This is a genomic window from Egibacteraceae bacterium (assembly GCA_040905805.1).
Classification (GTDB): domain Bacteria; phylum Actinomycetota; class Nitriliruptoria; order Euzebyales; family Egibacteraceae; genus DATLGH01.
This window is the reverse complement of the sequence record JBBDQS010000086.1, coordinates 17,254-29,927: the sequence shown is the minus strand read 5'-3', so window position 1 is coordinate 29,927 and position 12,674 is coordinate 17,254. Positions and strand designations below refer to the sequence as shown.

General features: G+C 70.6%; 15 protein-coding genes. 5 read left to right on the top strand and 10 right to left on the bottom strand.

The features are described from left to right. The coding region (locus tag WD250_09585; GenBank protein ID MEX2620460.1) for a TadG family pilus assembly protein at positions 1-1,521 on the top strand (1,521 nt) is incomplete at its 5' end. A gap of 48 nt (positions 1,522-1,569) precedes the next feature. On the opposite strand, the gene WD250_09580 is transcribed toward WD250_09585, so the two are convergent. The 3 genes from WD250_09580 to WD250_09570 form a co-directional block, all read right to left on the bottom strand. Next, positions 1,570-3,264, bottom strand: a complete 1,695-nt coding sequence (locus WD250_09580) for a cell wall-binding repeat-containing protein (protein ID MEX2620459.1) — start codon at positions 3,262-3,264, stop codon at positions 1,570-1,572. Positions 3,265-3,425: 161 nt separating this feature from the next. Beyond that, complete coding sequence (locus tag WD250_09575) at positions 3,426-3,857, bottom strand: VOC family protein (GenBank protein ID MEX2620458.1); 432 nt, start codon at positions 3,855-3,857, stop codon at positions 3,426-3,428. A gap of 55 nt (positions 3,858-3,912) precedes the next feature. Further along, on the bottom strand, positions 3,913-4,668 hold the full coding sequence (locus WD250_09570) for a hypothetical protein (GenBank protein MEX2620457.1): 756 nt from the start codon (positions 4,666-4,668) through the stop codon (positions 3,913-3,915). A gap of 339 nt (positions 4,669-5,007) precedes the next feature. Here WD250_09570 and WD250_09565 point away from each other — a divergent pair, with 339 nt between their 5' ends. Continuing rightward, complete coding sequence (locus WD250_09565; protein ID MEX2620456.1) at positions 5,008-6,408, top strand: DUF2254 domain-containing protein; 1,401 nt, start codon at positions 5,008-5,010, stop codon at positions 6,406-6,408. Positions 6,409-6,742: 334 nt separating this feature from the next. Here the strand turns inward: WD250_09565 and WD250_09560 are convergent, their stop codons facing one another. The 3 genes from WD250_09560 to WD250_09550 form a co-directional block, all read right to left on the bottom strand. Beyond that, entirely contained in the window at positions 6,743-7,027 is a 285-nt protein-coding gene (locus WD250_09560; protein MEX2620455.1) for a ribbon-helix-helix protein, CopG family, read from the bottom strand. Then, complete coding sequence (locus tag WD250_09555) at positions 7,020-7,289, bottom strand: hypothetical protein (GenBank protein ID MEX2620454.1); 270 nt, start codon at positions 7,287-7,289, stop codon at positions 7,020-7,022. The genes WD250_09560 and WD250_09555 overlap by 8 nt, the downstream gene beginning before the upstream one ends. 123 nt (positions 7,290-7,412) lie before the next feature. After that, positions 7,413-7,655: a hypothetical protein gene (locus tag WD250_09550; protein MEX2620453.1), complete on the bottom strand. Its 243-nt coding sequence runs from the start codon at positions 7,653-7,655 to the stop codon at positions 7,413-7,415. Between the two features lie 615 nt (positions 7,656-8,270). On the opposite strand from WD250_09550, the gene WD250_09545 reads away from it, so the two are divergent. Continuing rightward, positions 8,271-8,729 carry a hypothetical protein gene (locus WD250_09545; GenBank protein ID MEX2620452.1) on the top strand — a complete coding sequence of 153 codons (459 nt, stop codon included), beginning with the start codon at positions 8,271-8,273 and terminating at the stop codon, positions 8,727-8,729. 299 nt (positions 8,730-9,028) lie between these two features. On the opposite strand, the gene WD250_09540 is transcribed toward WD250_09545, so the two are convergent. Together WD250_09540 and WD250_09535 are read right to left on the bottom strand one after the other, a co-directional pair. Next, the gene (locus WD250_09540; GenBank protein ID MEX2620451.1) at positions 9,029-9,418 is read right to left on the bottom strand and encodes a DUF5615 family PIN-like protein; all 390 of its coding nucleotides are present in this window, start codon (positions 9,416-9,418) and stop codon (positions 9,029-9,031) included. Further along, on the bottom strand, positions 9,415-9,645 hold the full coding sequence (locus tag WD250_09535) for a DUF433 domain-containing protein (protein MEX2620450.1): 231 nt from the start codon (positions 9,643-9,645) through the stop codon (positions 9,415-9,417). Before WD250_09535 ends, WD250_09540 begins: the two co-directional genes overlap by 4 nt. 429 nt (positions 9,646-10,074) lie before the next feature. Between WD250_09535 and WD250_09530 the strand changes: the two genes are divergently transcribed. Beyond that, on the top strand, positions 10,075-10,734 hold the full coding sequence (locus WD250_09530) for a class I SAM-dependent methyltransferase (GenBank protein ID MEX2620449.1): 660 nt from the start codon (positions 10,075-10,077) through the stop codon (positions 10,732-10,734). 276 nt (positions 10,735-11,010) lie between these two features. On the opposite strand, the gene WD250_09525 is transcribed toward WD250_09530, so the two are convergent. Beyond that, on the bottom strand, positions 11,011-11,262 hold the full coding sequence (locus WD250_09525) for a hypothetical protein (GenBank protein MEX2620448.1): 252 nt from the start codon (positions 11,260-11,262) through the stop codon (positions 11,011-11,013). Between the two features lie 185 nt (positions 11,263-11,447). Between WD250_09525 and WD250_09520 the strand changes: the two genes are divergently transcribed. Beyond that, a complete protein-coding gene (locus tag WD250_09520; GenBank protein ID MEX2620447.1) occupies positions 11,448-11,822 on the top strand; it encodes a putative PEP-binding protein in 375 nt (124 codons plus the stop codon). On the opposite strand, the gene WD250_09515 is transcribed toward WD250_09520, so the two are convergent. Further along, entirely contained in the window at positions 11,758-12,651 is an 894-nt protein-coding gene (locus WD250_09515) for a diacylglycerol kinase family protein (protein MEX2620446.1), read from the bottom strand. The two genes, WD250_09520 and WD250_09515, sit on opposite strands and share 65 nt — an antisense overlap. Between the last annotated feature and the right edge of the window lie 23 nt (positions 12,652-12,674).

Genomic DNA, 12,674 nt, shown 5'->3' with positions numbered 1-12,674 from the left:
GTGTTCGCCGGGGGCTTCGCCGACACCCAGGCGGGCGCGGAGCAGCTCGCGCTGGCCAGCGCCGCCAGCAACGACTTCGTGCCCGACGGGGACCGCACGCTGGTCACCCACGTGGGACGCTGGGACGCCGAGACCGGCTCCTTCTCGGCGGGCACGGTGGCGGCCAACGCCGTGCGGGTGGTCGCCTCCGACACCGTCGGGTTCACCTTCATGCCCGGTGGCCGGCCGATCAGCGTCACCGCCGTCGCCAGCACCGAGAACATCGCCGGCATCGCCATCGGCACCGGGCTTGCCTCCCTCGACTCGAAGAAGAGCGCCCTGATCGACCCGCTGCTGTCCGGGCTGCTCGGGACGTCCCTGGGCCTGACCGCGGCGCACTACAACGGCATCGCCGACCTGGACGTGCCGATCGGGGTCCTGGCGACCCACCTGGGCGTGGGAGCCGGCGGGATCGACGAGCTGCTCGCGACCGAGGTCAGCGTCAAGACCCTCGCCCAGGCGTTCGCCGACGCCAACCCCGACACGATCGGGTTGACCGCGGACGCGCTCGGCGTCATCGCCAGCCTCGGTACCAACCAGGCGCAGCACAACCGGTTCGTGCTCGGGGAGATCCTCACGGTCGCCAGCGGCTTCGTGACCGGCGACGCTGCCGCCGACGCGGAGGTCAACGCGCTGACGATGCTGATGGCCGCCGCGCAGATGGCGAACAAGAACAACGCCGTCACCCTCGACGTCGGGTCCTTCCTGCCGTCCCTGACCGGCGGCGACCTGGCGAGCTCGACGCTGCGGCTGGTGGTCATCGAAGCGCCCGATATCGCCATCGGTCCCGCCCGCATGGACGGCGGCGAGTGGGTGACCGAAGCCCACTCCGCCCAGGTGCGCCTCGCGGTCAACAACTCGGTGAACCTCACCTCGGCGCTGATCAGTCCGCTGCTGGCGGACGCCGCTCTGCAGCTACCGCTGTACGTCGGCGCGGCCGAGGGCACCGCGGCGCTGACCGCCAACCGCTGCGGTGACCCCGGCCAGCTGACCACCGACGTCCACACCGAGGGTGTCAACCTGGCGATCGCCAACCCGACCGACACCCAGCTCATCAACGACACGGTGCCCACCGGGGCGGTCAGGCTCGTGGGGCTGCGGACGCTCCTGCTCGGCAACGTGGCGGACGTGTACGGCCGGGCGGACGTGACGGTGGGCGCCAGCGAGACGGCCGCCCTGGACTTCACGGGCCCGTTCGACTGGGACAACACCCAGCACATGGCCTTCTCGAGCGACCCGAAGTCCGCGCTGCTGGCCGACCTCCACGTCTACGAGCAGCTGCTCGGCCTCTCCCTGTCGAGCACGCTGCTCAGCGCGATCACCGGCACGGTCGCCAACATCAAGACCCTGTCGAACGGCCTGCTGAGCGGGTTGTACGACGAGGTGCTCGACCCGGCGCTGTCGTTGCTGGGCGCGGAGCTCGCCGGCGCCGACGTCACCGCCTGGCACCAGGAGTGCGGCCCCCGCGTCCTGGTCCAGTAGCGGATTCGCCATGGTCGTCCCGCCGAGCGCCCGGGCCAGGCGACTCCGTCAGAAGCCCACCCCCTCGTAGGTCCACGTGTAGGACTCGCTGTCGCTGGTGCCGTCGGGATAGGTGATCGTCCGGCCGCACTGGGAGGTGAACGACCCGGAGCCCGGCGGGGTCTGCGGTTCGGCGAAGGACTGGACCTGTGCCCACTCCTGGCCCAGGAAGCGCACGCCCAGGATGCCCTCGTCGTAGAACGTGTCGATGGTGATGGCGTAGGGCGAGTTGTTGTGCACCACCACATCGAGGGATCCCCAGCTGAGCGTGGCTTCGTGGCACACCGGATAGCGCGAGAAGTACAGGCTGTGCTGGCGGAACTCGACGAGGTCGATGCCGGCGAACCAGGCGACGTTCATGAAGGTCGTGCCCATCTGGCTGACCCCGCCACCGACGCAGTCGACCGCTTCACCGCCCGCGCCGATGCACCCGTTCTCGACCAGGCGGTACCCCCGGGCTTGGGTGCGCCGGCCGATGCCGTCGTGGTTCAGGGAGTAGGTGGCGCCGGAGGCGATGACATCGCCATCGAGGTAGTCGGCGGCCAGGTGAAGGTTGTGGGTGCGGTCGGGGACCCCCAGGAGGGGGGTGCTGAAGCGGGCGATCTCCACCTGCGCGCCCAGGCACTGCTCGGCCACCGTCACCGCGGCGTCGAGGGTGCCCGGCTCGATCGCCGCGCCCCCGCCCAGGGCACGGACCACACCGACGCCGGGGCAGGAGCCTCCGAGCCAATCCGCGGTGGACTGTGACAGGGTCCCCGGGGTGCGGGCCAGCACGATCGGGGCTGCGAGCTTGGCGCCGTGCATGCTGGCGGTCAACGCATCGGGGAACTCGTCCCCCCGGGCGAGCAAGACCGCCGCGGGGGAGAAGCCCAGGCGGGCGACGGCGTTGTCGGCCACGTCCGCCGCCGTGGCGGTGCGTCCCCGGCCGGCCCAACGCTCGACCGCGTACCCCGCGTCGCGGTAGGCCTGCACGACCGCGTCGCTGACCGCGGCGTCGCCTCCGACCACGACGATGCGCTCGATGCCGAGCCGGACCAGCGCATCGGTGACGACCGGCATGGTGCCTCCCCGCGGGGTGAGCAGCAGCGGCAGCTGCGCCCTCGCGGCGACGGGGCCCGCGCTGAGGGCGTCGGGGAAGTCCTCGCCGGTGGCGAGGATCGCGGTGCGGTCACCATCGAGCAGCGCATCGGCATCGGCGCCGTACTGGCGAGCGACCGCCACCGCCGTCTCGTAGCGGTTCTCCCCGTTGATCCGCTCGACCGCGTAGCCCTCGTCCTGCAGCGCGTCGCGCACCTCCTGCCCGATCGCGCCGGAGCCGCCGAGCATGACCACCACCTCGACGCCGAGGTCGGCGAGGGTGGCCCGGGTCGTCTCGGGCACGTGATCGGGCTCGACGAGCAGGACGGGGCCGTTGAGTCGGCCCGCCGCGAACGAGCCGGCCAGCGCGTCGGGGAAGTCCCGCCCCGTCACGACCACCGCCACGCGGGCCTGGTCGAAGGTGAGGCCGGCGATGCGCGCGGCCGTGTCGAAACGGTCTTCGCCTTGAACGCGGGCCGGGGTCACCCCGCCATCCTCCTGCGCCTCGGCGGGCACGGGCAGCAGCGCGAGGGCGAGTGCCGTGGCGCAGAGCGTGGCGCAGAGGACAACGAGAACGTGCAGGAGGCCGCCTTTCGCCTGGGTCGGCGTCAGAGGGCGCACAGTCATGGGGGAAGCTCCAGCAGTTGATGGCTTGTGTTGCGACCGGCCGGAGGAGTCTCCGACCCCTTACCCAATGCCCGGGCCGCCGTGCGCGGAAACGGTTCGCGGGGACGTGCAGGCGAGGGGCCGGCGACTATTGCAGCGTCCGGCTGGCCCGGATCTCCGCGTCAGACCGCGAAGACTTGGGAGTCGTCAGCGAAGGCCTTGAACTCGAGGGCGTTGCCGGACGGGTCGAGCAGGAACATCGTCCACTGCTCGCCGGGCTGCCCTTCGAACCGCACATGGGGATCGATGACGAACTCGACGTCGCCTGCGCGCACTCGCTCGGCCAGCTGGTGGAACGCCGGGATCGAGAGGATCAGGCCGAAGTGCGGCACCGGGACGTCGTGCCCGTCAACCGGGCTGTGCACGGGCTCGGCCGCGAAGGGCGCGAGGTGGGTGACCACCTGGTGGCCGTGCATGTCCCAGTCCACCCAGGTGTCGGTGCTGCGGCCGTGCGCCAGCCCGAGCAGCGCACCGTAGAAGCGGCGCGCGGCTGCCAGGTCGTGGACCGGTACGGCGAGGTGGAAGCGGGGGATCGGCGAGTCGAGTCGTGTCATGAGGGCGATGGTAGCGACGGCACCGCACCGTCCGCTCAATGACACTCGCCAGGGGTCAGGACCGCGAGTTTGTTCGGGTGTCGGACCCTGGGTCAGGCGCCACAGGCCCGCTCGTCGCGACCAGCTCGCGCTCCCCGGCGGGGTCGTGGTCGGGCGGGGTGGCGCGCCGGCGGCGCCGGGTGATGGCCCACAGGGCGAGGGCCAACAACAGGAGGATGAGCAGGCCGCCCAGCACGAGCAAGGGCCACCGGGCCTCCGGTGGCGCGATCGACACGGGGGTCGCTGAACCGGCGCGCGGGAACGTGAGGGTCGCCTGCGCGCTGCGTTCGAGCAGGCCGCTGCGCAGGGTGATCGCCGCCTCCCACGGCCCGTCGGGGACCTGCTGGTCGAGCGGGATGGTCACCTGCCCGCTGTCGCCGATCGCCAGGGTGGAGCCGAGGCTGGCGGGGAAGGGGCCGGCGCGCAGCCCCCCGGGACCGTCGAGCAGCTCGAGCTCGCCAGCCATGTCCAGGGCACGCCCGCCGGTGTTGCGCACGGTGGCCAGGACCAGCGGTGACCCGTCGGGGGAGCGCCGCGCGGTCAGCGCGTCGACGGTGAAGTCCGCGGCGGGCGGCCCGCCCGGCCCGACCGACAGGTACTGGCGGATGCCGACACGGTTGACCTGTTCGACTCCGCTGTCGGATGCGTCGGAGCGGACCTCGGCCCACACCACGGCGTAGCGCTCGCCTGGTGCGGCGTCGCTGGGCACGGTGATCGTCACGGTGACGCTCGCGCGGCCGCCGGCGTCCAGGTCCAGGGTGTTGGGCTGCACGGCGTTCCACGTCGACAGCTCGTTGGGGGCGCCGAGATCGACAGGGAGCCGCCGGTGACCTCCACCGTGGCGTCGGTGGCGTTCGCCGTGGCCGGCAGCGCGACGCCGAGGGCGAGGGCGGCTGCGACCGAGACGGTGAGCGTGCGGCGGATCGGAACGGCGTGGTGGGTCGACATGGTGGACTGCTTTCTGTCGGCGAGAAGTCGCGCGAGTCACGGAACGCCCGGGCACCCCCATTTCGTGCTCCGTCCACCAAGGCAAGCGTCCCCACTCGGGCGCTCTATGTCTGCCTAATTTCGAGAAGTCGGGTGACCGCGGCGTGTCAGAAGCGCTGGACAGATGGCTGCCCGACGACTCGAGGCCGCCATGTTGGCGCGGGTGATCGACTACCCTTCCCCCGTGCGAGCCAAGATCGGCGCGTCCATCGAGACCCTGCGGTCGGCACTGTGGCTGCTACCCGCCATCGCCGTGCTGGGTGCCCTCGTCGCGGGCACGTGGCTCTCCCATGTGGAGGTGACAGCCGACAGACTCCAGCCGCTGCTGTTCACCGGCGGTGCGAGCGGCGCGCGGGAGCTGCTGTCGACCGTGGCCGGCGCGATCATCACGACCACCGGTGTCCTGTTCTCGCTGACAGTGGTCGCGCTGCAGATGGCCGCCGGCCAGTACTCGCCCCGGGTCATGCGCAACTTCCTGCGCGACCGCGGCAACCAGCTCGTGCTCGCGGTGTTCCTCGCCACGTTCGCCTACGCCGTGGCGGTCCTGCGGATGATCCGCGACGGGGACCAGGGCGCTGCCGAGACCGTCGTGCCCTCGCTGGCCGTCACGGTCGGCATCGTGCTGACGCTCATGAGCCTCGGGATGCTGGTGTACTTCATCCATCACATCACGACGACGATCCGCGTCGAGCACATCCTGCGCGAGGCGGTGCACACGACGATGGGCACCATCGCGTCGGTGTACGGGCCACGCTCGGACCATCCGGAGCGGTCGTTGCCACCCGTGCCCACGGATGCTGTCGAGGTGCCCGCTCGGCGCACGGGACGCCTCCAGGCATCGGCCTTCGAGGGCTGCGTGGGGTGGGCCATGGAGCACGACCTCGTCGTGCGCATCCGGCCGGCCATCGGTGACGTGATCGTCGAAGGGGGGGTCCTGGCCTGGGTCTGGTGTCCTGCGCCGACGCCGGCACCCGACGACATGGAACCGATCGCGCAGCGACTTGACCGCGCGGTGACCCTGGGCTTCGAGCGCACCCACCAACAGGATGTGGCCTACGGCATCCGCCAGATCGTCGACATCGCCGTGCGCGCCCTATCGCCGGGCGTGAACGACCCGACGACCGCCGTGGAGGCGATCGGCAGCCTGACCGGCATACTCAGCGAACTCGCCCGGCGTCACCTTGGCCACCTGCTCTGCATCGACGACGGCGGCATCCTGCGCATCGCGCTTCCGCGCCCCGGTCTCGCCGAGTACATCTCCCTGAGCTGCGATCAGATCCGCCGTTACGGGGCGGCCGAGCCGGCGGTGATGGAGGCGCTGCTGCGCATGCTCGTCGACATCGCGCGCCTCGCGCGCAGCGACGAACAGCGTGCAGCGGTCGCCTTGCAAAGCCGGCTCATCATGCAGGACGCGGATCGAGAGACCGCCCAAGGGGAAGACCTCCACACGGTGCGCGAGTTGGCGGGCCTCGTGACCGAAGCGCTCCGAGGACGGCCCCGTCCCGAGCCGACCACTGCCGCCTGACCCGCGGGAGCCACGGGAGCCCGCGGGCTCCAGCGGGAGCCGATAAGGGATCTTCGGTCGACCGCGCAAGGGGTCCAGCCCAAGCAGTTGGTCCATGCGGTGCGTGTGGCCAAGCACCGGGCCCCGGTATCCGTATTCGGGACACCCGGAACGTTGCCGAACCGTGGTAGAGCCGGGGATCCCCGGGCTTTGGACTACGGCGGCCCGACCGTCGGATATCCCACGCCTCCGAGACGCTCGGCGTCCACCCGGGAACGCTGGTTCTATATCGGCGGAACTGTGGTCTGCCCCCCGAGCGGACTGCACCGTTGTTCTTTGCTCCGTGCGTCGCTGACTATGCCGGCCGCTCGTCCAGATAGTCGGCCAGCGCCTGCCGGACGATCTGGCTCGGCGTGGTCTGCTCGTCATCCGCGGCTTGCTCGAGCGCGTGTCGCAACGCAGGGGGCAAGCGGACGTGGAAGACGGTGGCGGCTTGCGCATCCAATGGAGGGCGACCGCGGCGGGAACGACTCCGCAGCCGGTCGGTGTCGTAACCCCGTTCGGCCTCCTCAACCAACGCGTCGAGTTGCTCCGCGGTTAGCTTGACGCCGCCGGACGTGTCGTGCCCCGAGTCACTCATGGTGACGCCCCCTACCGAACGGCAACAGCGCTTCGTAACGTCTTCGCATCCTCATCACGTGGATCGCCAGCTCGCTTCCATCGTCTCGTTCCACGACCACCACCTCCAACAGGTTGGCCGCACGGTCCGGGCCGAGGTAGAGCACACGCCAGGGTGGACCTTGGTCGTCGTCAGCAACACCGGCATACAGGTGGTGAGTGATCGCATGGGCGATGTCGACGTCGGCGACCCCATGCTTGCGAGCGGACTCGTGGACCTCCACCCATCGAACTTATCGTACTACGAAAACTGCGGTGCGGCGGTGTCCACAACCACAAGGCCGCTGGGAACCCTCAAACCGATCTGCTCCCTTTGGTCTCGGTACACGTCGGTTCCGGGCGCTGGGTCAAGTCTGGACTCGGCGCTCCACCTGCGGGGTCGCGGGTCCGGGTAGCGAATGACGTCGGTCGATGCGCATCTCCCCGTCATCGCAGATGACCATCTGGATCCCCGGTTGGGCGTCGAACTGCTCGCAGGTGGCCCGGTGCGCCTCGCCGTCCCCGCCCCACGGCCGGGCAAGTGCCACGAGCCCCAGGAGCGCCGCCATCGCGGCGGCCCCCGCCATGCGCCGGTGGCGTGGTTCCAGCATCGGACCACCCTGTAGTACGGTCGACTCCGCCGCGTGATGGTCGTCGATGCGCTCGTGTCGCGGGCAGGGCCGATGTCCGTTCCCGTGCTCATCGTGCGAGAGCTGGCATCCCCACACGGTGCGGGCCACGCGCCGGCCGTCACGAGAAAGGCAACCGTGCCCCACGCGACCGCGAACAGCGCTCCAAAAGGCGACGGCTCTGCGATGGATGTGAGCAGGAGGATGGCCGCGTCCCAGAGAAACCATCCACCGACCAAGGCACCCGCGGTGAGCCAGAGCACGTCACGCCACGTCGCTCGCGGTCGCACGTCACGTCCCTCCTCGGGCTGCTGGGCGACTTGATTTAACTCTCACGGAGCAGAGTGCCCGATTAGGCGACGGCCATCAACTGGCAACGGCGGCTGGCCCCGCCACAGGCAACACGCATGTGGCCGAGACGCCGTCCACCACGTGGCGGCCGATCGGTATAGCGCACCATGGCGTGGTGCCGGAGCGAGCGGCCTTCTACCCGATCTACGTGGCGTGGCCAGATACCGCCCGGGCTCGTCGGCCCCGCGCGTCTTCATACTGGATGAGGCTTCGCGGGAGCCCCACCCTTCTCCCTGACCTGAGGAGTTGGCTCGCATCAACACACGGCTTGCCCGCCTCGAGCGCACGATCCTGCGCCTCCTCGCCGACGACAGTGAAACCACCTTGCTGTTGCTGGGCGACCTCGCCCGCTCCGCGGATCCAAGTCTGGCCAACGTCACCGAGGAGCTCCCGAGCGCCGTTGCCAAGGCAAGCATCGGCGGCTCGCTCGCCCTAGAAGTCACGAAGGCACCGGACGCCTCAAGCTCAAGGGTCTCAGCAGGCTCCAAGGTCGTTGGCCTGCCAGCCCTGGCTCCGATGGAACCTGCCGCCGAAAATGCGGCAGTACCCATCCGAGGCTTGGATGCGAACACGCTCGTCTTGCGCACTGATCTCGACGCGATCGACTCGCGTGTCGGTCAGTCCGGGGTTGAGTCGCTCCGCCTCTGCGATGACAGCTTCTTCCCAGGTGTCAAACACCGGTTGGCTCAAGTCCAGGTCGCCTGATTCTTCTTCGATCGAAGTCACGCTGTCGCCACCGTCACAGGCTGCGGCACCGAACACGATGGCCAGAAGCGCGGACGCAACGACGGCTCTAGACATGCGCTTCATCTCCCATTCGTGGGGATCTGGATCGTACCCAGACTCCCTCACGGGAGGTAGTGGACCAACGCTTCCCTGAGCGCGGCCCAACCCCCGCGGCGCGAACACGGTCTCGCCGGGATTGGCCCTCATTGGGACAGGGTCCTTCGGCAGCGGGACCGTACTGACCACGCGGTTGTCTTTCCAATGAGTGCGCTTGTTGGTCAGCCGTCGGCATTTGATGCGTCGTCGACTGGCAGCGTCCGCACTCGTATGCGCTCGGGGGTCACGCTCGCGACCGCTCCGGCGGCCAGTTCCTCGCCGATGTGTTCGAGGCTGCGCAGCACAAGGTCGCCCTGCTCGTGAGGGATGAGATGGTCCGACGAGCGCAGGAGGACCACCGAGGGGCGCGCATGGCCGCCGAGCGCAAGGAGCGTTCCGAAGTCCGCGTCGGCTGTCACGATGACCGCGCCAGCTTCAGCGGCCCGACGCAGGATCGGCACGTCGTCAGCGGTTCCCATTCCGACATCGATGACGTGCAGCGCATCGTGCCCGGCCTCCCGGAGTCGTTCAGCAACCCGTGGTGACAGGTTCGCATCGACCAGGAACCTCATCCCGCCGCGGTGAGGGGAATCTCTCGCTCTTCCGCCGCAGCGGCGGCATACTCAAGGGCAGCCAGAATGTCTTGCCGCTCAAGGTAGGGATAGTCCGCCAAGACGTCGTCGAAGCTCCTACCGGCGGCGAGCTGGCCAAGAACGGCGCTCACGGTCACGCGCGTATCGCGAATGCAGGGCAGCCCCCGCATCCGTTCGGGCCTGACCGTGATCCGTTCGAAGCGCATGCAGTCAGCCTACCGGGTTGCTCGCCGGATCCCGGAGGCGACCCACCATACTGAGGCGTCACCGGCCGGATCCCAATCGCGCGGAGGTGTCCTCCTCACGTTCGGTGAGGCGTGCAGGGCCCACGCTCGGCCGTCCAAATGGGGACGGGGAGCCGGTGTCAACCGTTGGATACCGCCGGACTCCCAGGGCTCGGCGGCTGTCGGCAACCTTCGGGGAGCCGCCGATCCCCATACGTTTCGACCTGGTCCGGCGCATCCCTTTCCTGGCCCGCTCGACCCTCTCTGTACGTTGTAACCCTCCTCAGTCCCCCTGTTATCGCCGATAAGGTACATTATGTAAATCAATGGCTCCGACCGCGCCGGTTGCGGCCTTCGATAACGCCGCGGCCGGGTAGCGTGGGCAACGAGCCCCGACGAGGAGGCGGCGCATTGGCGCAGCAGAAGGTCCGCAACCCGCTGTTCGCCCGGGTCTACGCCCGCCTCTGCCCGGCCATGGAACGCGGCGGGATGGCCGAGCGACGGCAGGCTTTGCTGGCGGACCTGGCGGGCACCGTCGTGGAGGTGGGGGCGGGCTCGGGCGCCACCTTCGCGCACTACCCGCCGGCGGTGACCCGGGTCGTGGCGGTCGAGCCCGAGCCCTACCTGCGGGCGCAGGCCACGCACGCCGCAGCGGAGGCCCCTGTGCCCGTCAAGGTCGTGGACGGCACGGCCGAGCGCCTGCCCGCCGGCGACGGGGTGTTCGACGGCGCGGTCGTTGCGCTGGTCCTGTGCTCGGTGGCCGACGTGGACGGGGCCCTTGCCGAGCTGCGGCGGGTCCTAAGACCGGGTGGGCAGCTGCGCTTTCTCGAGCACGTGCGGGCCGAGCACGGCTACGTGCTGCCCTGGGTGCAGCGTGCGCTTGACGCCACGATCTGGCCGCGCATCGGCGGTGGCTGCCACACCTGCCGCGACACGACGGGCGCCCTCACCCGAGCGGGCTTCACCATCCACCGCCTGGAGCGTTTCCGCTATCCGGAGGGGCCGCTGGTCCTGCCCACCTCGCCGCACGTCTCGGGTGCCGCAACCCGCGCCCCGGGGGACGTCGCCTGACGACGCCGGCCCTGCTACGCAGCGGGACCTCGTCACGCTCGTCCAGCCTGGTGCACGGCCACGGGATGCGCGGGGCTGTCCGCCTCGGCCGACGAGTACCTGTCCGCCCGCGCGGCGGATCTCGACGACGTCGCCGACCGGGTGGTCACCATCCTCACCGGAGCGACCCGCCCGGTGCCCACCGAGCGCTGCATCGCACTCGCCCACGACCTCGCGCCGTCGGATACGGCCGAGCTGCCCCGGGATCTCGTCGCCGGGCTCGTCTGCCAGGCCGGGTCACCCACCAGCCACGCGGCGATCCTCGCGCGGCCCCTCGGCATCCCGGCGGGCGTGGGCGTCCCGGGGATCCTGGACCAGATCCACGCCGGGGTCCTCCTGGCCGTGGACGGCAGCAGCGGCGAGATCCTCGTGGAGCCAGACGACGCCGACAGGATCCGCTACGCCACACGGGCAGACGCGGAGACCGAACGACGCGAGCAGCTCACCAACCTGCGTGACCTGCCCGGCCAGACCGCCGACGGCGTCCACGTCGAGCTGGCCGCCAACGTCAACGACCCCAGCGCACTCGACCGGGCGCGGACCGCCGGCGCGCAGGGCAGCGGCTTGGTGCGCACCGAGTTCCTCTTCCTGGACTCGACCGACGCCCCGACGGTCGACGAGCAGGCCGCCTGCTACCGGCCGCGGCGCTGGCCGCCCGTCGGCTTGCCGCCCGCGTGGACTTCCTGTCCATCGGGACGAACGACCTGCTGCAGTATCTCTTCGCCGCCGACCGCCTCAACGCCGACGTCGCCGGCATCCCCGACGTCTTCGACCCCGACGTGCTGCGCCTCGTCGCCTCGGTGTGCGCCGCCGCCGCCGAGCACGGGGCCTGGGTCGGTGTGTGCGGCGAGGCCGCCGCGGAACCGCGTGCCGCCGCGGCCTTCGTCGCGCTCGGCGTCACCGAGCTGTCGATGACCCCCAACGCGGTGCAGACGACCTACCGCGTGGCTTCGCCTAGCTCCAGCGGCGCCTGGCACATGCTCGTCAGGCGACGATCTGCCACGCGGCGGTCTGCACCTGCCACTCCCGCGCCGCTGCGCTACCCGTGAGCTCCCCGTCGATGTTCCAGCTGTCCTGCGCCAGCCGGACGCTGGCCTGGCGGCCCTGGCGGTGGGTGACGCCGGGAAGGCCGATGTGCCTGCCGCGGGACACCGCGAGGCCGAACGCCGCCCGCTGCCCGCGGCTTCGATCCGTGACGACGAGCACGTCCAGGAGGCCGTCGGCGGGGTCGGCCGGCGGGCACAGCGGGGTGTCGCCGCCGATGGACGAGCCGTTCATGACCGCGACGAGCAGCACGGACTGGTCCTCGCAGACGGTCCGGCCGTCGACCGCCACGGTGGCCGCAACGCCCGCTCCAGCAGCCCCGGCCCACACCGCGCCCAGGCGGTACGCGAGCACCCCGAGCACCGGCTTCAAGCGCTGCGCGTGCCGGGCCGCGAACACGCCGAAACCGGCGTGCGCCGCGTTGACCACGACGTTCTCGCTGTCTCGCAGGACGTCGAGGGCGCGCACGTGACCGGCGACCACCCGGCTGGCGGCTTGCCGGGGATCAAGCGGCAGCCCGACGCCCTGGGCAAGGTCGTTGCCGGTGCCGAGCGGGACCAACCCGACCGGGGTCGATGCGGCCTGCCCCCGTGCGAGCAAGGCGGTGACCACCAGATGCACGGAGCCGTCACCACCGGCGACCACAAGGCGCCGGCCGCCCAGATCGTCGAGGGCGGTCTCCAGGTCCTGGTGATCGGCCGTCTGTCGCAGCTCGGTCGGGGCGGCAGCCGCGAGCACCTCCAGGACCTGTCGGACGGCCTGCCCGTCGGTGCGGCCCGCGTCCCCGGCGGCAAGCACCAGATACCCGGGGACGGTCGGAGTCGCCGAACTCATACCTCTGCGATACCCACCGATCC